Source organism: Kitasatospora sp. CMC57 (assembly GCF_045866025.2).
Lineage (GTDB): Bacteria > Actinomycetota > Actinomycetes > Streptomycetales > Streptomycetaceae > Kitasatospora.
Genome location: NZ_AP035881.2, coordinates 6,571,289 through 6,593,972, shown reverse-complemented (window position 1 = coordinate 6,593,972; position 22,684 = coordinate 6,571,289). Strand labels below are relative to the sequence as shown.

Below are 22,684 nucleotides of genomic sequence, written 5' to 3'. Positions count from 1 at the left end.
CTGAAACCGGACCATTGATGTGGTGAGCATGTTTCACCCCGTGCGGTAGTCGCGTCAAGGGGGTCTGGATACGATGCCCGCGTGAATGACGACGGCGGGCTGATGGACTGGCAGGGCGGCGCGATCTTCCGTCCGGTCCGGACCGGCAACGCCTTCGAGGAGACCGTCGAACGCATCCTGGAGGCGCTCAAGCTCGGCGTCTTCGGGTACGGCGACCGGCTGCCCGCCGAACGCGAGCTGGCCGCGCGGCTGCACGTCAGCCGGGAGACCCTGCGTGACGCGATCCGCTCACTCCAGCTGGCCGGCTGCGTGGAGTCCCGGCGCGGCCGCTACGGCGGCACCTTCGTCACCTACCGGCTGCCGCCCCCCGACCCGGACCTCGGTCAACTCCGCCGGGCCGTCCAGGACATGGGCGCCGAGCTGGAGGACGCGCTGACCTTCAGGACGGTGCTGGAGACCGGCGCGTCCGAACAGGCCGCCCGGCGCGCGCTCACCGCCGAGCAGCGCGCGTATCTGACCCAGCGCCTCGACGAGCTCGAGCGCTCGGGGCCGGAGGAGTACCGGCAGCTCGACTCGCGTTTCCACCTGGCCATCGCCGAGCTGACGGGCTCCCACTCCCTGGCTGCCGGAGTGGCCGAGAGCCGGATGCGGCTGAACGACCTGCTGAACGCCATCCCGGTGCTCAGCCGAAACATCGACCACGGCTCGCAGCAGCACCGGGCCATGGTGAGGGCCATCCTGGACGGTGACGTCGAGGGCGCCAGACGCGCCACCGAGGAGCACCTCGAAGCGACCGCGGCGCTGCTCCGCGGCTTCCTGGGCTGAGTCCCCACTGCTCAGTGCTGGTGCTCGTGGTCGTGGTCGTGCTGGTGACCGTTCACGTGCTGGTGGGACTGGTGGGACCCTCGCACCACCAGATGTTCCAGCAGCTCCCGGGTCGCCTCGGTGACGGCGGCCACCGCCCGGTCGAACGCCTCCTGGTTGTGCGCCGCGGGCGCCCGGAACCCGGAGACCTTCCGGACGTACTGGAGCGCGGCCGCGTGGATGTCGTCCTGGGTCACCTCGGGGGTCACCGGGGCGCGCAGGGTCTTGATGCTTCGGCACATGCCTCCAGTCTGCCCCCTTACGCGCCCCTCACAGGTGACAGGGGGTGATGGACCGCGTCCCGGGGTACGGTGGCGGGTAACTCTTGACGCATGATCATTCGCGGCCGCGAGGCCGGACAGCAGCGGGGAGACGCAGTGGAGACCTGGGCGACGTGGACCACGCAGGGCATCCGGGCCGGGCACGGCGGTGTCCTCACCGAAGAGCTGGGAGCCATCACCGGAGACCTCACCCTGCACACCACCTGGGTGGACGGCGAGGCCCGGATCACCATCCAGTACACGGGGGCGCAGGACTGGTTCACCGTGGTCGGCAGCCCCGTCACGGTCACCGACGAGACCGCTGCGCGCAATCTGCACCAGGCCATGGTCGAGGCCACCAAGGCCGGCGGGGGGTCGCGCGTCCCGGCCTGAGGAGCTAGGGCGTCCGGCGGCTGTTGATGATCATTCAACTGCTAGGCTGCGAAGGCCAAACGGGGGGCTCCGGGCCGATCCGCACCGGTTCTCCGGGTGCGGTGGGTTTGCTGTGCGCCCCGTCGTACTCGACCGCCAGGAGCACTCTTGCTGCCCACGAGCACCCACCGCCGCCGTGTCCTGCCCTTCGCCGCCGTCGCCATCGCCGCCTCGCTGCTGGCGGGTGTCGCCCAGGCCGACACCACCACCCCGGCGGACCCGAAGCTGATCGCCGACCTGGACGCCATCCTCGCCGACGCCCGGCTCGCCACCGCCCAGGCCGGCGTGCAGGTCGTGGACACCACCACCGGTCAGGTGGTCTACCAGCACCAGGCCGACGCGCTGCTCACCCCGGCCTCCACTCTCAAGACCATCACCTCCGCCGCCGCGCTGGATCTTCTCGGCGAGAACCACGTGTTCACCACCGAGGTCCGCACCACCGGCAGCCGCTACAGCTCGGTGCTCAACGGCGACCTGGTCCTGCGCGGCGGCGGTGACCCGAGCCTGCAGCCGAAGGACCTGGACGACCTGGCGGCCCAGGTGGCTGCGGCCGGCATCACCACCGTCACCGGCCGGGTGCTCGCCGACGGCAGCCGCTACGACTCCGTCCCGCTCGGCCCGGGCTGGGCCTGGGACGACGAGGCGTACTCGTACAGCCCGCAGATCTCCGCCCTCACCGTCGCCCCCGACGCCGAGTACTCGATGGACACCGTCAAGGTGACCGTCACCCCGGCCGCCACCGCGGGGCAGCCCGCTACGGTCACCCTGTTCCCCGCCGAGGCGCCGGTGAAGTTCGCCGGGCAGATCGCCACCGGCGCGGCCGGAAGCGGCAACAGCGCCGGGGTCGAGCGCCGACGGGGCGTCAACGAGCTGGCTCTGACCGGCAGTCTGGCCGTCGGTTCCGCCCCCGCCGACTTCTTCACGACGGTGGAGAACCCGACCGGCTACACCGGCGACGTGTTCGCCGGTGCGCTGGCCCGGCACGGGGTCAGGGTGATGCGCCCGACCACGGCCGCCACCGGTTCGGAGACCTCGCAGGCCCTGGTCGGCCACGCCTCCCGCCCGCTCGGTGAGCTGCTGGTCCCGATGCTCAAGCTGAGCAACAACGGCATCGCCGAGCACCTGCTCAAGGAGATCGGCAAGGTCAAGGGCGGCCAGGGAAGCTGGAGCGCCGGAGTCACCCAGGTGAACGGCTTCCTCAAGGCGAACGGCCTGGAGCTGCCGACCGGCCGCCAGGTGGACGGTTCCGGCCTCTCCCGCTACGACCTGGTCACCGCCTCCAAGCTGACCGCCCTGCTCAAGCTGGCCCCGGGCAAGCCGTGGTTCAAGACCTGGTACGACGCCCTCCCGGTGGCCGGTAACCCCGAGCGGATGGTCGGCGGCACCCTGACCGCCCGGATGCGCGGCACCGCCGCCGAGAACAACGTGCACGCCAAGAGCGGCTCGATGGGCGGCGTCGACAACCTGGTCGGCTACGCCACCGCGCCCGACGGCCGTCGGCTGGCCTTCTCGATCCTGGTGAACAACTTCCCGGGCGCGCGCCCGCGCAGCGTCCTCGACGCGATCGCCGTCCGGCTCGCCACGGGCCCGGCCGCCACGCCGTCCGCGCCGGCCCTGAAGTCGTTCAACGCCCCGGCGCTGCGCGACGCCCCCACCGAGGTCCCGGCCACCCGCTGGGAGGAGTGCGAGACGCTCGGCCACTGCTGAGTTCCCGTCAGCGGCGCCCCATCCGTCCTCCGGGTGGGGCGCCGCCGTCGTTCGGTAGCCGACCGGGCGCCCCGGCGCACGGCCCCCCGCGTGCGGGAGCGCGGGACAGGTCCATCCGGGTGACGGGACCGGCATCGGCCCCGGGACGCGCACAGCCCGGAACTACGCTGGCGGCGGTTCAGTACCCGTGCGGGCCGGGCACGGTCCGCCTGGAGTTTGGAGGCCGTCTTGTCCGGAGCCAGGGCCATGCTGCAGACCGCCCGGAGTTACCTCGGCTACCACGAGGGCGCAGGCAACCAGAACCGCTTCTCGGCCGCGATGGGCCGCCCCGCCGAGAGCTGGTGTGCCGACTTCGTCGCCGCCGTCGCGGCGGAGAGCGGCAACGCGGGCCGCTACCCCGATACCGCCTCCTGCTCAGTCGCCCGCGACTGGTTCGAACGGCGCGGCCGACTCTCGCTCTACCCCGCCATCGGCGCCCAAGTCCTGTTCGGCACCCCGGAGGGCCCGTACGGCCCCGGCGGCGAGCACACCGGTCTGGTGCTCGCCTACACCTCGGACTCCATCACGGTCGTCGCGGGCAACACCAACAACGACGGCTCCGCCAACGGCGACGGCGTCTACCGCCGCACCTATCAGCGCCGCTCCCGTTACGTGAACTCGTACGGCTACCCCGACTTCCCCGAGGGCCTGGTCACCGCCGACCCCGCTTGGCGCGGCCGCGCCGGCGTCCGCTACTTCGGGCACCAGGCGGACGAGTCCGACCTGCCCGCCCCGCTGATCCCCCGTCAGGTGGTCATCGACGGCCGCCCCTACGGTCCCGGCGCGGTCGGCGACCACATCACCACCCTCGGCCGGATGCTGGTGGCGGCCGGCTGCTCCCACTACACCGAAGGCCCAGGCCCGGTCTGGGGGCCCGCCGACACCGAGAGCTTCCGCCAGTACCAACTCAGCATCGGCGACACCGGAGCGGACGCCGACGGCATCCCGGGCCCCCGCCAGCTTCACCGTCTGGAAGCCGACTACGGCGACCAGATCTAATGACTGCGGGGTTCGCCATGGCAAACCCCGCAGCCATCCGCCTGCCCGGGGACCTCAGCTGCCACCGCCCGAGGCCCTGAGCGCCGGTACCTCCGGTGAAGGCGCCGTCGTCGTGACGGCTGCCTCCTGCCCCGCCCAGTGGCGGATGCCCGCGATGTCGATGCCGAAGGGCGGGGCCGCCTCGAACGGGGCCAGGCCCTCCGCCGCCCGGGCCAGCAGGGCGGCCGCGCCGGTCGGGTTGCCCCGGGCGGCGTGGGTGAGACCGACCGCGTACTGGGCGAGGGCGCGCCACAGCGGCCGTTCCGGTCCGGGGGCGGCCTTCCAGCGGTCCTCCAGCACCTCGTGGGCGTGGAACGGCATTCCGGCGTCCAGCAGTTGCTGGGCCTCGGTGAGCGTCCGCTCAGCCGAGCGTTGCACTCCCTCGGGCTGGCGCGGAGCCCCCTGCGCGCCGTACGGGAGCGGTCGGCCCAACCCGTCGCGCGGCCGACCGTTCCGGGCCCGGCCCGCCGCGTCGCGGTCCCGCCCGGGACGCCGTACGGCGCGGGGCGGCGCCGCGGCCACCGCCCCGCACTGCTCGCAGGACCCAGCCGCCGGGCCTTCGCTCAGCCGCCCGCACTCCGGGCAGACCCGCTCGAGCCAGCACGCCGCGTCCCCGCCGTCGTTCTCCACCTCAGCCATACCGCGATTGTCCCGCGTCGCCGAACGTTTCCGGTCAGCGCAGGGTGGATTCGTCCGCCTCGCCCTCGCGGTCGCCCTCCGCCTGCGACTCCTCCCAGGCATGCGCGACCTGGTAGGAGGTGACGCCCTCCTCCGGGTCGGCGGCCCGGACGTCCTCACGGTCGGCTGCGGCCTTGCCGCTGAACTTCTCCTGGATCTCCGACATGACGGCTCTCCCAACCTGCTCGGCTACTCCCAGCGTGCACTCATCGCGCCCGGGCGGCCAGATCCGGCAGCAGCGAGGGGTTCACCAGTTCCAGCACCGTCCGGACGTCCTCCGCCGCGGCAGCGGGCCAGAGCACCGCCCGGGCCGAGCGGTAGCGCTCGGACAGCCGCTCCCGGTCGGCCTCCGTCAGGGCCGCGGCCCTGGCCGGGTGCGAGTTGTGCGCGTTGTCGGCGATCTTCAGCAGGGTGGCCGCCTGGTCGGTCACCACCTGCCGGAGCATCTCCGGATAGCCGACCCCCGGCACCCGGGTCACCCGCCGCACCGTCGCCACGACGCTGAACGGCACGCCCGCCCGGAGCAGATCGTCGGCCGTCACCGGAGTGTCCTCCAGGACGTCGTGCAGCAGCCCGGCCATCCGGAGCCCGACCCCGAACGGCGCGACCCCCGCCGCCACCGCCCGGACGTGCTCGATGTACGGCACCCCGACCTTGTCGAACTGTCCGGCGTGCGCCTCGGCCACCAGGGCATCGACGTCGGCAAGGCTCAGCGTGGGCACAGGGCTCTCCCCGGAAGGTTACGGTCCGTCAGCCGGTCGGCCGCCGGGTCTGGCGCGACGATACTGACTTCGGCTTGTCAGGGTGAGGTTGGGGTGTCGAAGGTCAGGCCGGTGCCGGCTATGAAGCCGTCGAGCGTGTCGGGCCGGTACTGGAGGCGTTTGAGCAGGTTGCGCACGAGGGCTTCGAGTCGGTCCAGGGCCATGACGGCGAGGTTGGCCAGGCTGCGTTTGACATGTGCCCAGACCCACTCGACGGGTTTGAGGTCGGGCGAGTAGGAGGGGGCAGGAGGAACACCGTCAGCCAGGCGCGTTCAGTGACCAACTCACGCACGGCGGGGGGATTATGGGTGTTCAGACCGTCCCAGACCAGCACGATCGGTGCGCCTTGACGAGCTGGTGGACGCCGTCGATCGGTGCGATGAGTCGCGCTCGCCCATGCTGCGGCGCTTGCCTCTGCCCGCCGGGTGTGTGCGCAGGCGGTGGCACAGCCGGGTGCGGGAACCGGGCCGCACGGCGATCAGCCGGGCCACCGACACACGCCCCGAGCGACGGCCGCTGACCGTCACGACCGGGGTGATGCCGTGCCGGCCCCGGGTGCGTCCACGGGGCGGACGGCGGGTGAAACCTGCCTCGGCCTCGAAGCAGATGCAGCCCCCGCAGGCCGCCCGCGCCCTTTCCCGCCGGCGGAAGGGAAAGACCGGAGGCCCTCAGGTCACCTCTGCGACGTGGCCCGATGGCTCACACCGCCTCCACCGACCCCGACCACCTAACCCGCGCTCTTCACCGAGGCCTGCGACACATCCACGTCCGGTTCTCCTCGTCGACGGCTGCCCGACGGGCACCGGCCCGTCGCTCACCCCGCCGGCCCATCTGGAAGATCTCGGTGGGGCCTTTCCTCCTGCCGCCCGCTACGGTTCCTGGCCACCGGCGGTCGGGGCCAGGCTGCGCACCACGTCGAACTCGTTGCCCTCGGGGTCGGCCATCACCACCCAGCTCCGTCCGGGGCCCTGGCCGACGTCCACCAGGGTCGCGCCGAGGCCGAGCAGACGGGCCGCCTCGTCCTCGGTACTGGCGTCGATCGGGCTGACGTCGAGGTGGAGCCGGTTCTTGCCGGTCTTGCCCTCGGGCACCCGAATGAACATCACGGTGGGCGGCATCTGGCTGGCCCGGATCGCCTCGGCGGTCGGCTCCCAGGAGGCGATCTCGACCGTGCCCTCGCTCCGGTCGATCACCGTGAAGTCCAGCACCGCGCACCAGAACGCCGCGAGCCGCTCCGGGTCGCGGCAGTCGACGACGAGTTCGGTAAACCTGCTGGTCATGGTTTCTCCGGAGCTGTGGTGGTGGAGGTGGGGGTGTGCAGGATGCCGTCGAACGCTTCGAGAACGGGGGTGTGCAACTGGACGCCCTGCAGGCGGATGCGGTCGGGGCCGGTGAGGCCCGCCGCGCGGGCCGGCCGGAGGTCGGTGACGGCGAGGCCGAGGCCGGCGTCGGTGAAGGCCGCTTCGATGCTTCCGGGTGAGGGCGGCTCCAGCGGCGTGCCGTGGACGGTGAATCCGAACCGAGCCGCCTCGTCGCGACGCATCTCGGCGGTGTGGCCGGCGGTGCTGGTCAGGCCGAGTGCGAAGTATGTGTCACCGAGGGTGTTGTGCAGGTGTTGTCCCATGGGGAGTCCCGTGAGCAGGCCGTCGAAGGCGACCGGCGTCTTCTGGATGTGCGCGTTGTGGGCCACCAGTACGACGCGGTCGGCGGGTTCGAGTCGGTCCAGGTGCCACAGCAGTGACTCGGCCATGAAGAGGTCACGCGCGGAGGCGTCGGCAGTGAGGCCGTTCCCCGCGAACAGGCCGGCCATGGCCCGGAAGGTGTGGTCGCCGTGGCAGGCGGCCTCCAGGCATCGCAGGGCGAGCTCGTAGCTGTGCCGGTCAGCGCGGGTCAGGTACAGCGGTTTCAGCGAACGGAAGCGGATGCGCAGCCGCGCCAGGAGCGCGCTCAGGGCGTCCTGTTCGGCAGCGGGCAGGCGCGCCCAGGCGGGCGCGGCCACGGCAGCGGAGTCTCCGGCGAAGGTGGCGGCGATCGCGGTCGCTCTCCGGACCAACGGGAGGGTTTCCGGGTCGACTCGGCGCAGGTAGTCGGCGACCGGGCCCAGTGCGGGGAGCAGTGACCCGCCGGCCGCCGGAATGTCGATGCCCGCGAAGCGGACCGGCGTCGCGGCGGTGCGGTTGTGCCGGCGGACGAAGCGGATCGGCTCGTGGAGGCCGATCGGGACCGCGGTCGCCAGAAGCGCGGTGAGGTCGTCGTCCGCGCCCTGCCCGTGAGCCCAGGTGTCGACGGGAGCGGCTTCGCAGAAGCCGTACTCGAACGCGAGGACAGTGAAGCCGCAGCGTTCGACCAGGAACCGCAGGATGCGGTGGCGCAGTGCCGTGAACTCGTCGATGAAGTGGGAGTGCTCGCCCAGGGCGACCACCCGCGCCCCATCGAGGATCTCGCGCAGCGGTTCGAGATCGTCCAACGGTGCCGCGGGGTCGAGGTGGCTGAGTGGGACGGCCCCGCGGCGGAGCCAGTCGGTGAAAGGCGTTCGGTCTGGTGCGGTGGGCATGGCTGCTGACTCTTCCGTGCGGGGACGGGGGGGGGTGGTGGCACCTGGCCGGTCACGGCTGCGGGCGGGCCGGCGCCGCGTGCTCCAACTCCTCGACGCTGCCGGACATCAGGGTCCGCAGGTGCTGGGTGATGTGATCGGTGGGCCAGTCCCACCAGGCCAGTGCGAGCAGCCGGGCGATGTCCTCTTCGCTGTAGCGGGAGCGGATCAGGCGGGCCGGGTTGCCGCCGACGACGGCGTAGTCGGCGACATCCCGGGTGACCACGGAGCCGCTGGCGATGATCGCGCCGTTTCCGATGCGCACGCCGGGCATGACGGTCGCGCCGTGGCCGAGCCAGACGTCGTTGCCGACGACGGTGTCGCCGCGGTTGGGCAGGCTGGTGAGCAGGTCGAAGTGGTCGGCCCAGAGGCCGCCCATGGTGGGGAAGGGGAAGGTCGAGGGGCCGTCCATGCGGTGGTTGGCGCCGTTCATGATGAACCGCACCCCGGTGGCCAGCGCGCAGAACTTGCCGATGACCAGCCGCTCCGGCCCGTAGTGGTACAGCACGTTGCGGGTCTCGAACGCGGTGGGGTTGTCGGGGTCGTCGTAGTACGAGTACTCGCCGACCTCGATCAGCGGGGAGGTGACCAGTGGCTTGAGCAGCACCACCCGCGGCTGGTCGGACATCGGGTGGAGGACGGTTGGGTCGGGCATGGCGGGCTCCCTGGCAGGTGGGCGGCGCTGGCTCGGTGAGCGGTTGCCGACACAGTCACTCGAAGAAACGGCACGTGCCGTGCCGGTGCAGTAGCCTGCCCAGTTCATGGAGCAGTGTCAAGCACGGCACGTGCCGTGCCACTACAGTGGGGACATGACCACTGCCCGCCGTCACGGCCCCGACCTCACCGAAGCCATCATGCGCACCACACTGGAACTCGGACGGGAACTCGGCTACGCCAAGCTCAGCATCGAGGCGATCGCCGCGCGGGCCGGCGTCGGCAAACACACCATCTACCGCCGATGGGCCTCCAAAGGGGCGCTGCTGCTGGACTCGCTGCTGTCGGTCAGCCCGTCGGACCTCGACTATCCCGACACCGGCGATGTCCTCGCCGACCTGCGCCAGCAGATCCACGAGGCCGTCGACCTGCTGGGCGGGGCCCCGTTCGGCCCGCTCTTCAGGGCTCTGGTCGGCGAGGCCCAGCAGGACCCCGGCGTCGCCGCCGCGCTGAACGAACGCTTCATCGTCCCCCAGGAGGCCAGGACCGTCGCACGCCTGGAGAGGGCCCGGGAGCAGGGCCAACTGTCCCCGGACTTCGACCTGGAGCTGGCGATGGCGGTCCTCTCCGGACCGCTGTACTTCCGACTGTTGATCACCCAGGAGCCGCTGACCCACGGATATGTCGACCGGATTCTCGACGCGCTCTTCACCGGGATGGGGCCCCGACCCTGATCTGATTGGACGTTACTGACGTCGGCTCGTCAGGGTGAACCTTCGCGAAGTTCCTGATGGGTCTGGAGCGGTGACTGTATGCGGTGGGCTGTGAGATCTGCGGATGGGGGCGGGCTGACCGCCGCGGGACGTGAGCGCCGGGAAGCTGTTCGGGTGTAGGCGGCCGAGCTGTTCGAGCAGGAGGTCAGGCCGTCGGAGGTCGCGCGACGGCTTCGGGTGAGCCAGAAGTCGGCCTACCGGTGGCATGGGTTGTGGCGAGCCGGAGGAGCCGAGGGGCTGACCTCCCGTGGTCCAGGTGGGTCGCGGTGCCGTCTGTCACCGCGGTGCCTGGAGAAGCTGGCTGTCTGCCTGGAGCAGGGTCCAGCCGCACACGGCTGGGTGGAGGACCAGGTATGGACCGCAGCTCGGGTGGCCACGCTGTCCGGCAGGAAGTTCCACATCGCCTACAGCGTCTCCGGGGCGACGAGGCTGATGCACCGGCTCGGTTTCACTCCGCAGGTTCCCGCGCGCCGGGTCGCCGAGCGCGACGAGGCGGCCATCGCCGTGTGGAAGGAGGCGACCTGGGCGGAGGTAAAAGGGCGCGGGCGGCCTGCGGGGGCTGCATCTGCTTCGAGGCCGAGGCAGGTTTCACCCGCCGTCCGCCCCGTGGACGCACCCGGGGCCGGCACGGCATCACCCCGGTCGTGACGGTCAGCGGCCGTCGCTCGGGGCGTGTGTCGGTGGCCCGGCTGATCGCCGTGCGGCCCGGTTCCCGCACCCGGCTGTGCCACCGCCTGCGCACACACCCGGCGGGCAGAGGCAAGCGCCGCAGCATGGGCGAGCGCGACTCATCGCACCGATCGACGGCGTCCACCAGCTCGTCAAGGCGCACCGATCGTGCTGGTCTGGGACGGTCTGAACACCCATAATCCCCCCGCCGTGCGTGAGTTGGTCACTGAACGCGCCTGGCTGACGGTGTTCCTCCTGCCCCCTCCTACTCGCCCGACCTCAAACCCGTCGAGTGGGTCTGGGCACATGTCAAACGCAGCCTGGCCAACCTCGCCGTCATGGCCCTGGACCGACTCGAAGCCCTCGTGCGCAACCTGCTCAAACGCCTCCAGTACCGGCCCGACACGCTCGACGGCTTCATAGCCGGCACCGGCCTGACCTTCGACACCCCAACCTCACCCTGACAAGCCGAAGTCAGTAACACCGCCCGGACGGGCCGGCCGCGCCGGGCCGGGGCATACTTCGACCGACCCACCGACCCACCGACCCACCGAGCCACCGACCCACCGACGAGAGGCAGGAGACCGATCCCGTGCGGGTGCACCCCATCTCTCCCGGGCGGCTGGCCGAACTGCTCGCCGACCGGATCGCCGACCTGTCCGCCGACGGCCGCCGGGTCCGGGTGGCACTGGACGGTGCATCCGCCGCGGGCCCCGGCGCGCTCGCGGACGCGCTGGTCGAACCGCTCCGCCTGCGCGGACGCCCCGTCCAGCGCGTGTCGGCGGCCGACTTCCTCCGCCCGGCCTCGGTCCGCCTGGAGTACGGCCACCAGGACACCGACGCGTACCACGACATCTGGCTGGACGACGGCGCGCTGCTGCGCGAGGTGCTCGACCCGCTGGAACCCGGCGGCACCGGCAGGATCCTGCCCAGCCTCCGGGATCCGGCCACCGACCGGTCCACCCGGGCCGGGTACGTCGAACTCCCGCCCGGCGGCGTCCTGTTGCTGGACGGCCCGCTGCTGCTCGGGCGCTGGCTGCCGTTCGAACTCACCGTGCACCTCTCGCTCGGTCCGGCCGCGCTGGGCCGCCGGACCGCCCCCGAGGAGCAGTGGACCCTGCCCGCGTTCGCCCGCTACCAGGCCGAGGCCGACCCGAGCGCGCTCGCCGACCTCACCGTCCGCTGCGACGACCCCAGGCACCCCGCCCTGATCGAGCCCGAGCCGTCCTGAACCAGCCTGCGGGTGCTGCGCGGCGCGATGATCCCTCCGGCTAGCGTGTCGGTATGGAACTCACCCAGATACGTCTGCTGGTCTCCGACTTCCCCGCCGTCTACCGCTTCTACCGGGACGTGCTCGGGCTCAAGCCGCAGTTCGAGGCCGAGAACGGACCGTACGCCAAGCTCAGCCCCGACGCCGGACACGCCGCGATCGCGCTGCAGGACCGGGAGCAAATGGCGGGTCTGCTGGAGCAGTTGGGGACGGACGCGGCGGGACACCGCTCGCTGGTGGTGCTGCGGGTCGACGACCTGGACGCCACGCACACCGAACTCACCTCGCGCGGAGCCCGGTTCGTCCGGGACCCGGCCCCGATGGGTGACCGGATGCGGGTCGCCCACCTGGCGGACCCGGAAGGGAACCTGATCGAGTTCCAGGAGTGGCTGGCGCTGCGCGAGCCGGCCAAGGACGCGTAGCAGGCACCTCACCGGGGGCCGGGGCCGCGCTGGCAGCGCGGGCACCAGTACGCGGGCCGCTCCCTGTCGTGCTGGGCGGCGCGGATCGGGGTGCCGCAGCGCAGGCAGGGCCGGCGGCCCCGGCCGTAGACCCAGTTCTGTCGGCCGGGGCGGGGGTCCGGGGTGGTCGGGTGGCCGAGCCGCTCCTTGTTCGCTTCGAGCAGCTGGTGAGCCCTGGCCGCCAGCCGCTCCAGGACGGGGAGGGCTTCGGCGACCGGCGTCCACGGGGTGAGCCCGGCCAGGAAGCACAGCTCGTTGGCGTAGATGTTGCCGATCCCGGCCAGATTGCGCTGGTCCAACAGGGCGGTACCGAGCTGCCGTTCGGGATCGGTGGCGAGTCGGCGGGCCGCCTCGGCGGCGTCCCAGTCGGGGCCCAGCAGGTCGGGGCCGAGGTGGCCGACCACGGTCTGTTCCTCGGTGGTGCGGAGGAGCTGCACCACCGGCAACCGGTACCCGACGGCCGTCCGCCCCTCGACCCCGAGGACGGCCCGGATCTGGTGCCCGGCTCCCCCGGTCCACCGCTCCCCCGGTCCGTACAGCGCCCAGCGGCCGTCCATCCGCAGATGGGTGTGCAGCGTCAGCCCACCCTCGAACCTGGTCAGCAGGTGCTTGCCGCGCGGGACGGTACCCAGCACCTGGCGTCCCGTCAGGTCGGCGGTGGCGTGGGCGGGCACCCGCAGGTCGGCGGCGATCAGCGGCCGGCCGGTGAGCGCGCGGTCCAGCTCCCCGGCGACCCGGTGGACGGAGTCTCCTTCTGGCACCCGTCCATCATGCCCGCTTCGGATCGGCGTACCGGGCCCCGCGTCGCTCCGCTGTTGGAGGACTCGGACCGTGACGGCATCGGTGAGGGTGGGCTGGTAGGGCGAAAGGGTCAGGCGTTTGGCCGGGACACCCCGGCCGAACGCCTTCTGTACTGCTCGAAGACGACACCGCCCCCGCCGTGTTGGCGACGATCTGTTGAATCCACCTGTTCGGGGGCGGCGCGTCGTGCGTACCGATCGGGAGCGGGTCAGTCCTTGCCGGGCACCGCCAGGATGCAGAGCAGGGAACAGGCCACGGCCGACGACGGGGCGGTGGTGGTGGGAGTGGTGCCGGCGGGGGCGTTCGCGGCGACGAAGCTCGCGGAGGCGGTGTTTTTCAACGGGAGCGCCAGCAGCAGGGAGTCGCAGTAGACGGCGCGGCTGGTGCCGACCGCGAGGGCGAAGGTGCCGGCGGCCTGTCGGCAGGCGGGCGTGCTGGCGTCGTTGACGGTGACGGACGCGGCGTCGACCGGTCCGGCGTTGCTGACGGTGATCCGCCAGTGTGCGGTGCCGAGCAGGCCCAGCAGGCCGACGGGGCTGGTCTTGGCCCAGGGTCCGGGGCCCCCGGGCAGGCAGTCGTGGGAGTTGGCTGAGCCGCAGATCTCCTTCTCCACGGTGACCCGGGGCTGGCAGCCGGTGCCGGGCGCGACCGCGGTGGTGAGGGTGTTGGAGGTGAGCGCGCCGTTCGCGTCGTTGCCGTTCGCGGTGTTGGTGACGGCGGTGGCGGTGCAGGCGGCCGCGACGGTGGTACGGAAGCAGACCTGCGGCCCGTCGCCCCGGTACTCGACGACCAGGGTGGGGTGGTTGCCGTTGGCGAAGTCCGTGGAGGTGGTCAGCACCAGTTGCGCGGTGACGGTCAGGGCCGGGTGCGCGGCGACGGAGATGCCGGACAGGTCGACCGTGCCGTCGGCGCCGAGCGCCGGGGTGGCGACGGGCGTGCCGTCGGGGTCGGTGACCAGGACCCGGGACGCCGACAGGGTGATGTGCGAGAGGTCGATGTCGGTCAGCCGGACCTTGTCGTAGCCCTGGACGTGGCCGCTCGCGCCGTCGCAGTAGAAGTCGCCGGGCTTGAGGGTGACCGAGGCGCCGCTGTGCACGCAGGGGCTGGCGCCGGTCGCCGGGTCGAGCGAGAACAGCACACCGGCATCGCCGAGGCCGATCAGGCAGCGGGTGGTGGAGTCGTAGCTGTAGCCGTAGTCCCGGGTGTCCCCGCCGTGGGCGCTCGGGTGCCCGGCCGGGAGCGGGAAGCCCGCGCAGGGGCCGCCGGTGGCCCAGTCGTGGCAGACGGTCGCCCCGGAAACGCCGCCGCCCCAGACGGGGAAGTAGCTGCGGGTGCCGGAGTCGGTGGTGACGGGCTCGGGATTGAAGGTCAGCACTCCGCCGGCCAGCGTGCCGAGGCTGCTCGGCGCGGCGTGCGCGGAGCCGTCCAGGCCGTAGCAGGTGGTCAGGACGTTGGCGCCGCCGACGGTGCTGGTGCAGACGCCGTCGGGGTGCCCGGCGGTGTCGTACGCGGTGTAGGCGTTGTAGGTGTAGTAGTTGGCGTTCGGCCCGGCGAGGTGCGGGGTGGCCCAGCCCGCACAGGTGGTCAGGGCGGCGGTGTCGAAGCAGCCGAGCGCGGGCGGCCCGGGGACGGTGGAGGTGCCAGCCTGCGGCGAGCTGGAGACGAAGACCCTGTCACCGACCGCGGTGAGCGCGCCGAAGTAGAGCGCGGTGGGCGTGCTCGGCAGGTCGCGGTTGCCGGGGGCCACAGCGGCGTACGGCTGGCCGGCGCACGGGGTGCGGGTGGCGAGCGCCAGGCAGAGCACCCGGCCGTCGCTCGCGACGCCGTACAGGTTGTCGCCGGAACGCACCAGGCCCGCGAGGTTGTTGACGCTGCTGGGCGAGCCGCCGGTGGGGGTGAGGGCGGTGAAGCCGCAGTTCGCCTGCGCGTCGAGGTCCAGGCAGCCGACGCCGACCGCGGCGGCGGTGACGGCTGGGTACAGCACCTGGTTCGGGTGCGCGGGGTCGAACACGTACTGCGGGGTGAGTGGGCTGCCGATGTCACCGGTGGCGCCGCTGCCGAGCGGGCCGACGGCGGCGTTCAGGGGGCGCGGCCACGGGCCGCCGGTGCACGGCTGACCGGCCGTCAGGCTGAGGCAGACCACCTGCGGGGCAGTGCGCGCGGCGTGGTGGTAGATGTTCCAGGACTGGATCTCGCCGGACGCCGTCCGGTGCAGGATCGGGGTGAACCCGTCACCGCCGGTGGACTGCGCGGTCGGCTGGACGGGGGCGAGCAGCAGCGGGGAGACGCCGGTGCCGATGCCGCGCAGCACCGGGTTCTCGGCCCGGACGGCGGTGGTCGCGGTGCCGGTGTCGGTGGCGCCGAAGGTGCTGCCGTCGGTCGACCAGGACGGCGCCCACCCGGGCGGGACCTTCAGCGAACCGGGCACGTACGTCTGGGAGCTGCCCGCGCCCGCGATCGGGTCGGTGACGACGGCGGACGCGGCGGCCTCGCCGGAGGTGCCGCTGCGGTAGGTGACGGCCCAGTTCAGGGTGTCGCCGTGCTCGGCGGTGGCGGTGCCCGGGTGGGTGGCGTTCTGGACGGTCTTCACCAGCGCGGACGCCCCGGCGGTGTCGGCCGGGCTGGCGCCGGCGCCGGGGGCGATGCTCCCCAGGCCCAGCAGCAGGAGTGCGGAGGTGACGGCGGCGGCCGTGGCGGTGCGCAGCGGACGGCGGCCGGTGCGGCGGCTTCGGACGGGGATCGGCATGGGGGGACGCGGGCTTCTCAGCACTGGTTCTCCACCTCTGATCGGCAGTCGGATTGACGGGTCGTCAGACCGGACCGTTGCTCAGGGTAAAGGTTCGGTAAGTGCGCGGCGGATCTACTTTTTCGTATTGGTCACATCATGAACGAATATGACTCAACCGCCCCCTCCCGGCCGCCAGCACCGGCCCCGCACGGGCCGATCGTCCTCGAACTGCACTTCGATGCCCGTCCATCCGTTCCGTCCGAGAGCCCCTCCCGCGTCCCTCCCAGCCACCCGTCCGGTCCGGTGCGGACCGGAACCGCGGGGCCCCCGGGGCCCCGCGCAGCTTCGAAATCCCGGACGGACGCCTGCAACCGACGGGCCGACCTGACGCGTGTTCAGATCCGTTGATTCACAACGTCCAGGGGGGACACGCCATGCCCAAATCGACTGCCGTTCTTCGTGCTTCGCTGCTCTCAGCCGCCGCTGCGCTGGCGCTGGCCGCACTGACCGCCTGTGACCCGGGAAGCACCGTACCCAGCGGTGCACCGTCGGCTGCGCCCGCCGTCACACCCACCGGCTCGGGCAGCACCCCGGCATGTGGGGCGCCGGCAGACGCCCAGTGGGTGTACGTGTCGTCGGCCGCGCGGACGAGTGACGGCACCACCACACTCGGGGTCGCCCCGACCAGGGTGACGTGCAGCTCGGAGGGGCTGGACCCCCAGGTCGAGGGCACCGGTGTCGAGGCCCGAGCGGTCACGGTCACCGCCGACGCCGGCGTGCAGTTGCTCACGCCGGGCAAGCAACTCCTGGCCGGCACCCCGGCCGACCTGCCGAAACTGTTCGCCGCCCACGCCGCAGGCCAGGACAGTACCGGCGGTTTCGGTTGGCACGGCAACATCTACACCATCCGGCTGAACGCGGCAGGACAGATCACCTTCGTCGGCCAGGGCCCCTGGTCGTCGCTCAACACCGCCCCGCCGCAGTGACCTGCACTCACGCCTTCAGCCAGGGGTTCACCTCACCGGCCACCCGCGTCGGGCCACTGGTGGTCACCGCCCGGGCCCTGTTCGGTGGGGACCACCATCGGAGCTGACCCTGACGGGCGCTCCGTTCAGCGGTTCCCGGTGCGCTCCGCAGCCGCGGTGACCCGGATCGGCGCGGGCCGCCGGGGCCGCACGGTGGTGCCGTTCAGGGCGGCCACGAAAGCGGCCAGTTCGCGCTTCTGTCCGGACGTCATGCCCCGCTTGGGCACCGCGGTGAAGGTCAACCGGTTGATGTACAGGAACAGGAACTCCGGATCCTCGACGACCTTCCGGTAGTGCCGCCACGCGATCTCGGTGTGCAGACCGGGACGCCGGACCGTGACGGCGTCGTCGGTCAACTCCACCTCGGTCGTCCCCGCGGCCTCGGCGAGGGCTCTGCGGACGCCTTTCCGGGTGCCCAGGGTCAACTGGTGGAGGACGAACGCGCCTGCCAGCAGCGCGGCTGCTGCGAGCGGGTGGTTCCCCAGTGCGAAGAGCAGCACACCGTCGGAGACCAGGGCGATCGCGCAGATCCACAGCACTCGCCGCCGACGCCGCAGGCCCAGCTGCGAAGCCCGCAACAGGTCGGCGAACGAGACCTGGTACGACGTACTGATGTTCAACGCTTCCCCCGGCGAGTCCGTGACGAGAGCTGAACTCTAGAGAGAGATCATCTTCTCGTCCAGACGGTCGAAGGCCGAGCGGTGGGCGTGCACGGCGACCTGCACCCGGACAGCGTGCCGACGGCTCCCCCGTGTCCCGGCCGGGGTCTCCGCCGCTCTCGCGCAGCGGCTGAACCGGCCGGGACAGTAGCGCGAAGCTGAACTCGAGAAGACGAGGCCAGAACGGCCCGTTCCCCTTCGATCAGCAGGCGTTCACTTGAACCCGGCGGAAAATGAAAGGCATTGCCCGCGCTTTGGTGTAGAATCTGAAGTACAGAGGGTGGCCCTGGGGGCCGGCATCACGGAGATGCCACCGGACCATCCGTCGACAGGGGGAACCACCATGAGCTTCCAACTCGAGGCAGCGCGGGCGACGATCGACAACCGTCTGCGTGAGGCCGAGGACCACCGCCTCCGACGTGCGCTCCGGCTCCGGAGCCGTGCCGAGCGCGCCACCCAGCGCGCCCGCCAGGCTCTGACCAGCCTGACCGCGTGAAGACCGCAGCAGCGGACGGGCCGTCACCGAAACACCGGTGACGGCCCGTCCGTGTTCCGCGGGTCGTACGCACCACCGAACAGTCACGCCGCCGGGTCAGACGCCGGGCAGGCCGGTCTCCAGGCCGTCCAGCGCGTGTGAGCAGAGGCAGTCGCGGGCTGCGGGCAGGCTCTCCAGGGCCTTGAACAGCACGGTACGCAGCCGGTCCACGTTCCGTCCGAACACCTCCAGCACCTCCGCGTGGGTGACGCCCTCGCCGCTCTCCACCCCCGCGTCCAGGTCGGTGACCAGGGCCAGCGAGGTGTAGCAGACGCCGAGTTCGCGGGCCAGCACCGCTTCCGGGTGGCCCGTCATGCCGACGACCGACCAGCCGTTCCCGGCGAACCAGCGCGACTCCGCCCGGGTCGAGAACCTCGGGCCGCCGATCACCACCAGGGTGCCGCCGTCCACCGGCTCCCACGCGCAGTCCCGCGCCGCCGCCAGCGCGACCTGCCGCCCGTCGGGGCAGTACGGGTCGGCCATCGAGACGTGCACCACCTCGGGCCGACCGCCGCCGGGCAGCGGGAGGCCGTCGTAGTACGTCTGCTGCCGACCGTCGGTCCCATCCACGAACTGGTCGGGCACCACCAGCGTCCCGGGCCCGTACTCCTCCCGCAGCCCGCCCACCGCGCACGGCCCGAGCACCTGGCGCACGCCCAGCGAGTGCAGCGCCCACAGGTTGGCCCGGTAGTTGATCCGGTGCGGCGGCAGCCCGTGGTCCCGGCCGTGCCGGGGCAGGAACGCCACCGACCGCCCGGCCACCTCCCCGACGAACACCGCGTCGCTCGGCGCCCCGTACGGAGTCTCGACCACCACCTCGGTCACGTCGTCCAGCAGCGCGTACAGACCCGACCCCCCGATCACACCGATCTCGGCGCGGACGGGACGGGCGGCGCTCTCGCTCATGGTGACGGCCTCTCAGTCGGCGGTTCCGGCACCCACCACTGTACGAACCCGGGCACCCCGAGGGGCCGACCCGCGCGGGCACCGGCCGCCGACGTCCGGCAGACCCGGGCACCACCCCGCCAGGCGCACACGGGACGTCCCGCTCCGCACCCCGCCGCCCCGCCGGGGCACCCCCGCCAGGCGTACAGTGGCCCTCCCTTGTGAGAGTTGGAGTCGGTGGAGATGAACAGAGTGCGGGTCGCCGGACACCGGGCGCTGGCTTGGCGTGGGGCGACCGAGGGGGCCGAGGCGGCGGTCCTGGTGCTGCACGGCGGACAGGTCGCCAGCGAGCGGCGGCCGGGGCCGGTCAACCTGCCGGGGCTGCGGATGCAGGGCTTCGCCTGCGCGGTGGCGCGCGAGACCACGGGCACCAAGGTCGCGCTCGGCTCGGTGCGCTACCGCTACCGGGGCTGGAACGGCGAGCACGCCGACGCCGCCCGGGACGCCACGGCGGCCCTCAGCGACCTGGCCGAGGACCTCGGCCCGGTGCCGACCGTGCTGGTCGGGCACTCGATGGGCGGCCGGGCCGCCCTCCGCGCCGCCGGGCACCCCTGTGTGGTCGGCGTGATCGCGCTGGCTCCGTGGTGCCCGGCGGGCGAGCCGGTGGCCCAGCTCAGGGACCGCACCGTGGTGACCCTGCACGGCGACCGGGACCGGGTCACCGCCCCCGGGGCCACCCGCGACCTGGCCACCCGGGCCCGTGAGGCCGGCGCCCGGGTGGCCGGCTACACCGTGCACGGCTCCGGCCACGCCCTGCTCCGCCGTTCCGCCGACTGGCACCGCGCGGCCGCCGAACTGACGGCCGGCCTGCTCGGCCTGCGGCCGCTCCCCGCCGAGGTCGCCGACGCGCTCGCCCTGGGCGCCGCCGACGTCGGCGGCCTGGGACTCGCCCTACCGCTCTGACGGAACGTCGGCCGGCGCGGTGGCCCGCGCGTACGCCGCCGCGCGGATCGGCGAGGGGCCGCAGGCCCAGACCATGACCCGTCCGACGGCCCACGCGGCCGGACGGTCCCAGACCGCCCGCACCAACCAGGGTCGCCGTACGCCCAGTTCGGCTCTCGCCCAGGCCGGGAGCAGGTCGACCGAGGCGTTGGTCAGCAGCCGGACCGCGAGCCGCTCACGTCGGCTGCGGCCGAAGCCGCGCAGCAGCCGGAGCACCTCCAGCGCGGGCGGTGTGACCCATAGCCCGGGCCGGATTCCGGCCAGGTACTCCGCGACCTCGGCCCGGGACCGGGGTGTCGCGGCTGCGCCGAGCCGTTCGGCGACCCGCACCGCCTCGGCGTAGTGGTCGTCGCACTCGGCGGCGCTCAACGGCGTGGCGGAGAAGCGCTGGTATCCGGTCAGGAAGCAGTACACCTCGGCGGTGTGCACCCAGGTGAGCAGTTCCGGATCGTCGGCGCGGTACGGGCGGCCGTCCGGCGCCGTGCCGTGGATCCGCAGGTGGACCCTGCGCACCGCCGCGATCGCCTGTTCGGCCGCGGCCGTCGAGCCGAGCGTGGTGCTGGTGACGAAACGTGCCGTCCGGTTGAGCCGCCCGGTCGGGTCGGCGCGGAAGTCCGAGTTGGCGTCCACGGCGGCCATCGCCAGCGGGTGCAGGGCCTGCAACAGCAACGCCGCGAAGCCGCCCACCAGCATCCCGGCCGGATGCCCGTGCACCCGCCACACCACACTGTTCGGGCCGAACAGCCCCGGATCCCCGGCCGGCCGGTCGTAGCGCTCCAGGTGGAGGTCGTCCCCGTGCACGGTGGCGTTGATCTCGGCCGTCGGCCGGGCCCGCAGCGCGGCAACCGGCGTACACCGCGCACTCCCTGTCATGTCCCGCCCGCCCCTCGCCGCCCGGACCCTACGCTACCCGGGTCTCCTGCCGAACAGCAGGGCACGGTAGGACCGGTTCGGCCGCGCTGCCGAAACCGGCTCACGGCCTCAGCTCCGTTGGTAGCGTCGGTGTGTGACAGATCAACAGCGCGACACGGCCAGCGGACTGACCCGACGTAAGGCGCTCGCCGCACTCGGCGCGGGCGGCGCCGCCTGGCTGCTGCGCGGCACCGTCGGCCCGGACAGCGCGCAGGCGGTCGGCACCGCCCCCGCCGGGCTCCCGGCCGGGCTGACGCCCTACCAGCGGGTGTACGAGAACTGGGCCGGCGAGGTCCGTACCGACCCGCTCTGGGTCTGCGCGCCGAGGACCCCGCAACAGGTCGCCGACGTCGCCGACTGGGCCCACGCCGGAGGATGGCGGCTGCGTCCGCAGGGGCACCGGCACGGCTGGTCGCCGCTCACCGTCGCGCCCGGCACGCCATCCTCGGCCCGGGTGCTGCTGGTCGACACCACCCAGCACCTCACCGCCGTTGCCCTGAACGGGAGTTCGGTGTCCGAAGCCCCGACTGTCCGGGTGCAGACCGGGGCCTCGATGGAGGACCTGCTCGCCGACCTGGCCGGCCACGGTCTCGGTGTCACCGGCTGCCCCGCACCGGGCGACCTCACCGTCGGCGGCGTGCTCGCGATCGGCGGTCACGGCACCGCCGTACCGGCCAACGGCGAGACCGCGCCCACCGGCCACGGCTGGGGTTCGCTCAGCAGTCAGGTCGTCTCGCTCACCGTCGTGGCCTGGGACAGTGCCCAAGGCCGGTACGCGCTGCGGGAGTTCCACCGGTCGGAGGCCGACACCGCCGCCTTCCTGGTCCAGCTCGGCCGGGCCTTCCTCACCGAGGTGGTGCTCCGGGTCGGCGCCGACCGGAACCTGCGCTGCGTCAGCCGCCTCGACGTCCCGGCCGACGAACTCTTCGCCGCACCCGGGGCGTCCGGCGGCCGGACCTTCGCCGACTTCGTCGACCGGGACGGCCGGGCCGAGGCGATCTGGTACGCCTTCACCTCGCACCCCTGGCTGAAGACCTGGCGGGTCACGCCCGCCCACCCGTTCGCCGCCCGCACCGTCACCGAGCCGTACAACTACCCCTTCTCGGACAACATCCCGAAGCCGGTGGCCGAGCTGGCAGGCCAACTGCTGGAAGGCGCCTGGGGGTTGGCTCCCACCTTCGGCCAACTCCAGTTCCTGATCACGAAGATCGGCCTGACCGGCGACCTGACCGACGTGCTGCTCTCCACCGGCCTGCTGCGCAGCCTGCTCACCGGCGAGCTGATCACCCACCTGCTCGCCGACGGCCTGCACTCGGACCTGTGGGGCCCCTCCCGGGCCCTGCTCCAGTACGTCCGCCCGACCACCCTGCGGGTCACCGCCAGCGGGTACGCGATCCTGACCCGGCGTGCCGATCTCCAGTGGGCGGTCAGCGAGTTCGCCGCCTACTACCAGCGCCTCCTGACGGAGTACCAGCAGCGCGGCGAGTACCCGGTGAACGGCGCCGTGGAGATCCGGGTCACCGGCCTGGACGACCCGGCCGCCTGCGGCGTACCGGGCGCCCAGGCACCGTTGCTCTCCGCCCTGCGGCCCGACCCGGCCCGACCCGAATGGGACACCGCTGTCTGGGTCGACGTCCTCAGCCTGCCCGGCACCCCCGGCCTGCACCGGTTCTGCCGCGAGCTGGAGCAGTTCCTGCTGCGCACCTTCGACGGCACCAGGGCCGGCCTGCGGGTCGAGTGGTCCAAGGGCTGGGCCTACACCGAGGACGCCGCCTGGGCCGACCCGGACGTGCTCGGCCGGGCCATCCCCGACAGCCTCCGCACCGACGGCGGCCCGGGCTGGGACGAGGCGGTCGCCGTGCTGGACCGCCACGACCCGCACCGGGTCTTCGGCAACCCGCTCCTCGACGGGCTGCTCCGTACGCCGTGACGCGGGGA

The 22,684-nt window shown here is 72.7% G+C and carries 24 protein-coding genes and 2 pseudogenes; 13 read left to right on the top strand and 13 right to left on the bottom strand.

Going from position 1 to position 22,684, the window contains the following annotated elements; genetic code table 11:
* Positions 1 to 81 precede the first annotated feature (81 nt).
* Entirely contained in the window at positions 82 to 825 is a 744-nt protein-coding gene (locus ACKUU6_RS29710) for a FadR/GntR family transcriptional regulator (RefSeq protein WP_407991642.1), read from the top strand.
* Between the two features lie 11 nt (positions 826 to 836).
* Here ACKUU6_RS29710 and ACKUU6_RS29705 read toward each other — a convergent pair whose 3' ends face one another.
* Positions 837 to 1,106, bottom strand: a complete 270-nt coding sequence (locus tag ACKUU6_RS29705; RefSeq protein WP_407991641.1) for a DUF2277 domain-containing protein — start codon at positions 1,104 to 1,106, stop codon at positions 837 to 839.
* Positions 1,107 to 1,196: 90 nt separating this feature from the next.
* Between ACKUU6_RS29705 and ACKUU6_RS29700 the strand changes: the two genes are divergently transcribed.
* The 3 genes from ACKUU6_RS29700 (at position 1,197) to ACKUU6_RS29690 (ending at position 4,301) form a co-directional block, all read left to right on the top strand.
* A complete protein-coding gene (locus ACKUU6_RS29700) occupies positions 1,197 to 1,517 on the top strand; it encodes a hypothetical protein (RefSeq protein ID WP_407991640.1) in 321 nt (106 codons plus the stop codon).
* Between the two features lie 147 nt (positions 1,518 to 1,664).
* Positions 1,665 to 3,263: a D-alanyl-D-alanine carboxypeptidase/D-alanyl-D-alanine-endopeptidase gene (gene dacB / locus ACKUU6_RS29695; RefSeq protein WP_407991639.1), complete on the top strand. Its 1,599-nt coding sequence runs from the start codon at positions 1,665 to 1,667 to the stop codon at positions 3,261 to 3,263.
* Between the two features lie 246 nt (positions 3,264 to 3,509).
* The gene (locus ACKUU6_RS29690; protein ID WP_407991638.1) at positions 3,510 to 4,301 is read left to right on the top strand and encodes a peptidoglycan-binding protein; all 792 of its coding nucleotides are present in this window, start codon (positions 3,510 to 3,512) and stop codon (positions 4,299 to 4,301) included.
* Positions 4,302 to 4,355: 54 nt separating this feature from the next.
* Here ACKUU6_RS29690 and ACKUU6_RS29685 read toward each other — a convergent pair whose 3' ends face one another.
* The 7 genes and pseudogenes from ACKUU6_RS29685 to ACKUU6_RS29655 all read right to left on the bottom strand — a co-directional run bounded on the left by ACKUU6_RS29685 (position 4,356) and on the right by ACKUU6_RS29655 (position 9,027).
* A complete protein-coding gene (locus ACKUU6_RS29685; protein WP_407991637.1) occupies positions 4,356 to 4,979 on the bottom strand; it encodes a DUF309 domain-containing protein in 624 nt (207 codons plus the stop codon).
* Positions 4,980 to 5,013: 34 nt separating this feature from the next.
* Positions 5,014 to 5,184, bottom strand: coding sequence for a hypothetical protein (locus ACKUU6_RS29680; protein WP_407991636.1), 171 nt, complete (start codon positions 5,182 to 5,184; stop codon positions 5,014 to 5,016).
* Positions 5,185 to 5,224: 40 nt separating this feature from the next.
* Complete coding sequence (locus ACKUU6_RS29675; RefSeq protein WP_407991635.1) at positions 5,225 to 5,740, bottom strand: phosphohydrolase; 516 nt, start codon at positions 5,738 to 5,740, stop codon at positions 5,225 to 5,227.
* 77 nt (positions 5,741 to 5,817) lie between these two features.
* Positions 5,818 to 6,306 (bottom strand): annotated as a pseudogene (locus tag ACKUU6_RS29670) (transposase).
* 342 nt (positions 6,307 to 6,648) lie between these two features.
* Complete coding sequence (locus tag ACKUU6_RS29665; protein WP_407991634.1) at positions 6,649 to 7,059, bottom strand: VOC family protein; 411 nt, start codon at positions 7,057 to 7,059, stop codon at positions 6,649 to 6,651.
* A complete protein-coding gene (locus ACKUU6_RS29660; protein ID WP_407991633.1) occupies positions 7,056 to 8,333 on the bottom strand; it encodes an erythromycin esterase family protein in 1,278 nt (425 codons plus the stop codon). Before ACKUU6_RS29660 ends, ACKUU6_RS29665 begins: the two co-directional genes overlap by 4 nt.
* A gap of 52 nt (positions 8,334 to 8,385) precedes the next feature.
* Entirely contained in the window at positions 8,386 to 9,027 is a 642-nt protein-coding gene (locus ACKUU6_RS29655) for a CatB-related O-acetyltransferase (RefSeq protein WP_407991632.1), read from the bottom strand.
* A 154-nt stretch (positions 9,028 to 9,181) separates the two neighbouring features.
* On the opposite strand from ACKUU6_RS29655, the gene ACKUU6_RS29650 reads away from it, so the two are divergent.
* From ACKUU6_RS29650 to ACKUU6_RS29630, 5 genes and pseudogenes are all read left to right on the top strand, one after another.
* Positions 9,182 to 9,760 carry a TetR/AcrR family transcriptional regulator gene (locus tag ACKUU6_RS29650; protein ID WP_407991631.1) on the top strand — a complete coding sequence of 193 codons (579 nt, stop codon included), beginning with the start codon at positions 9,182 to 9,184 and terminating at the stop codon, positions 9,758 to 9,760.
* A 168-nt stretch (positions 9,761 to 9,928) separates the two neighbouring features.
* Entirely contained in the window at positions 9,929 to 10,447 is a 519-nt protein-coding gene (locus tag ACKUU6_RS29645) for a winged helix-turn-helix domain-containing protein (RefSeq protein WP_407992277.1), read from the top strand.
* A pseudogene (locus ACKUU6_RS29640) lies at positions 10,444 to 10,932 on the top strand (transposase). Before ACKUU6_RS29645 ends, ACKUU6_RS29640 begins: the two are co-directional and overlap by 4 nt.
* Before the next feature lie 128 nt (positions 10,933 to 11,060).
* A complete protein-coding gene (locus ACKUU6_RS29635; RefSeq protein ID WP_407991630.1) occupies positions 11,061 to 11,699 on the top strand; it encodes a uridine kinase in 639 nt (212 codons plus the stop codon).
* Positions 11,700 to 11,752: 53 nt separating this feature from the next.
* Positions 11,753 to 12,160: a VOC family protein gene (locus tag ACKUU6_RS29630; RefSeq protein ID WP_407991629.1), complete on the top strand. Its 408-nt coding sequence runs from the start codon at positions 11,753 to 11,755 to the stop codon at positions 12,158 to 12,160.
* Between the two features lie 8 nt (positions 12,161 to 12,168).
* On the opposite strand, the gene ACKUU6_RS29625 is transcribed toward ACKUU6_RS29630, so the two are convergent.
* Positions 12,169 to 12,960 (bottom strand): DNA-formamidopyrimidine glycosylase family protein, encoded by a 792-nt coding sequence (locus ACKUU6_RS29625; RefSeq protein WP_407991628.1) that lies wholly within the window; start codon positions 12,958 to 12,960, stop codon positions 12,169 to 12,171.
* A gap of 248 nt (positions 12,961 to 13,208) precedes the next feature.
* Complete coding sequence (locus ACKUU6_RS29620; RefSeq protein WP_407991627.1) at positions 13,209 to 15,746, bottom strand: hypothetical protein; 2,538 nt, start codon at positions 15,744 to 15,746, stop codon at positions 13,209 to 13,211.
* Between the two features lie 416 nt (positions 15,747 to 16,162).
* Here ACKUU6_RS29620 and ACKUU6_RS29615 point away from each other — a divergent pair, with 416 nt between their 5' ends.
* Entirely contained in the window at positions 16,163 to 16,714 is a 552-nt protein-coding gene (locus ACKUU6_RS29615) for a hypothetical protein (RefSeq protein ID WP_407991626.1), read from the top strand.
* Between the two features lie 125 nt (positions 16,715 to 16,839).
* On the opposite strand, the gene ACKUU6_RS29610 is transcribed toward ACKUU6_RS29615, so the two are convergent.
* The gene (locus tag ACKUU6_RS29610; protein ID WP_407991625.1) at positions 16,840 to 17,373 is read right to left on the bottom strand and encodes a YcxB family protein; all 534 of its coding nucleotides are present in this window, start codon (positions 17,371 to 17,373) and stop codon (positions 16,840 to 16,842) included.
* A 382-nt stretch (positions 17,374 to 17,755) separates the two neighbouring features.
* On the opposite strand from ACKUU6_RS29610, the gene ACKUU6_RS29605 reads away from it, so the two are divergent.
* Entirely contained in the window at positions 17,756 to 17,908 is a 153-nt protein-coding gene (locus tag ACKUU6_RS29605; RefSeq protein WP_407991624.1) for a hypothetical protein, read from the top strand.
* Positions 17,909 to 18,004: 96 nt separating this feature from the next.
* Here ACKUU6_RS29605 and ACKUU6_RS29600 read toward each other — a convergent pair whose 3' ends face one another.
* Positions 18,005 to 18,853 carry an S-methyl-5'-thioadenosine phosphorylase gene (locus ACKUU6_RS29600; protein WP_407991623.1) on the bottom strand — a complete coding sequence of 283 codons (849 nt, stop codon included), beginning with the start codon at positions 18,851 to 18,853 and terminating at the stop codon, positions 18,005 to 18,007.
* Positions 18,854 to 19,075: 222 nt separating this feature from the next.
* On the opposite strand from ACKUU6_RS29600, the gene ACKUU6_RS29595 reads away from it, so the two are divergent.
* Positions 19,076 to 19,795, top strand: coding sequence for an alpha/beta fold hydrolase (locus ACKUU6_RS29595; RefSeq protein WP_407991622.1), 720 nt, complete (start codon positions 19,076 to 19,078; stop codon positions 19,793 to 19,795).
* On the opposite strand, the gene ACKUU6_RS29590 is transcribed toward ACKUU6_RS29595, so the two are convergent.
* The gene (locus ACKUU6_RS29590) at positions 19,784 to 20,707 is read right to left on the bottom strand and encodes an oxygenase MpaB family protein (protein ID WP_407991621.1); all 924 of its coding nucleotides are present in this window, start codon (positions 20,705 to 20,707) and stop codon (positions 19,784 to 19,786) included. The genes ACKUU6_RS29595 and ACKUU6_RS29590 overlap by 12 nt on opposite strands.
* Positions 20,708 to 20,840: 133 nt before the next feature.
* On the opposite strand from ACKUU6_RS29590, the gene ACKUU6_RS29585 reads away from it, so the two are divergent.
* The gene (locus tag ACKUU6_RS29585) at positions 20,841 to 22,676 is read left to right on the top strand and encodes a cholesterol oxidase substrate-binding domain-containing protein (protein WP_407991620.1); all 1,836 of its coding nucleotides are present in this window, start codon (positions 20,841 to 20,843) and stop codon (positions 22,674 to 22,676) included.
* Positions 22,677 to 22,684: the final 8 nt, after the last annotated feature.

Excerpts from the sequence above, each read along its gene's own strand:
- ACKUU6_RS29660 (WP_407991633.1), bottom strand. The coding sequence starts at position 8,333 with ATGCCCACCGCACCAGACCGAACGCCTTTCACCGACTGGCTCCGCCGC.
- ACKUU6_RS29590 (WP_407991621.1), bottom strand. The coding sequence starts at position 20,707 with ATGACAGGGAGTGCGCGGTGTACGCCGGTTGCCGCGCTGCGGGCCCGG.
- ACKUU6_RS29600 (WP_407991623.1), bottom strand. The coding sequence starts at position 18,853 with ATGAGCGAGAGCGCCGCCCGTCCCGTCCGCGCCGAGATCGGTGTGATC.
- ACKUU6_RS29690 (WP_407991638.1), top strand. The coding sequence starts at position 3,510 with ATGCTGCAGACCGCCCGGAGTTACCTCGGCTACCACGAGGGCGCAGGC.
- ACKUU6_RS29705 (WP_407991641.1), bottom strand. The coding sequence starts at position 1,106 with ATGTGCCGAAGCATCAAGACCCTGCGCGCCCCGGTGACCCCCGAGGTG.
- ACKUU6_RS29630 (WP_407991629.1), top strand. The coding sequence starts at position 11,753 with ATGGAACTCACCCAGATACGTCTGCTGGTCTCCGACTTCCCCGCCGTC.
- ACKUU6_RS29615 (WP_407991626.1), top strand. The coding sequence starts at position 16,163 with ATGCCCAAATCGACTGCCGTTCTTCGTGCTTCGCTGCTCTCAGCCGCC.
- ACKUU6_RS29620 (WP_407991627.1), bottom strand. The coding sequence starts at position 15,746 with ATGCCGATCCCCGTCCGAAGCCGCCGCACCGGCCGCCGTCCGCTGCGC.
- ACKUU6_RS29605 (WP_407991624.1), top strand. The coding sequence starts at position 17,756 with ATGAGCTTCCAACTCGAGGCAGCGCGGGCGACGATCGACAACCGTCTG.
- ACKUU6_RS29650 (WP_407991631.1), top strand. The coding sequence starts at position 9,182 with ATGACCACTGCCCGCCGTCACGGCCCCGACCTCACCGAAGCCATCATG.
- ACKUU6_RS29595 (WP_407991622.1), top strand. The coding sequence starts at position 19,076 with ATGAACAGAGTGCGGGTCGCCGGACACCGGGCGCTGGCTTGGCGTGGG.
- ACKUU6_RS29665 (WP_407991634.1), bottom strand. The coding sequence starts at position 7,059 with ATGACCAGCAGGTTTACCGAACTCGTCGTCGACTGCCGCGACCCGGAG.
- ACKUU6_RS29655 (WP_407991632.1), bottom strand. The coding sequence starts at position 9,027 with ATGCCCGACCCAACCGTCCTCCACCCGATGTCCGACCAGCCGCGGGTG.
- ACKUU6_RS29680 (WP_407991636.1), bottom strand. The coding sequence starts at position 5,184 with ATGTCGGAGATCCAGGAGAAGTTCAGCGGCAAGGCCGCAGCCGACCGT.
- ACKUU6_RS29700 (WP_407991640.1), top strand. The coding sequence starts at position 1,197 with ATGATCATTCGCGGCCGCGAGGCCGGACAGCAGCGGGGAGACGCAGTG.
- ACKUU6_RS29685 (WP_407991637.1), bottom strand. The coding sequence starts at position 4,979 with ATGGCTGAGGTGGAGAACGACGGCGGGGACGCGGCGTGCTGGCTCGAG.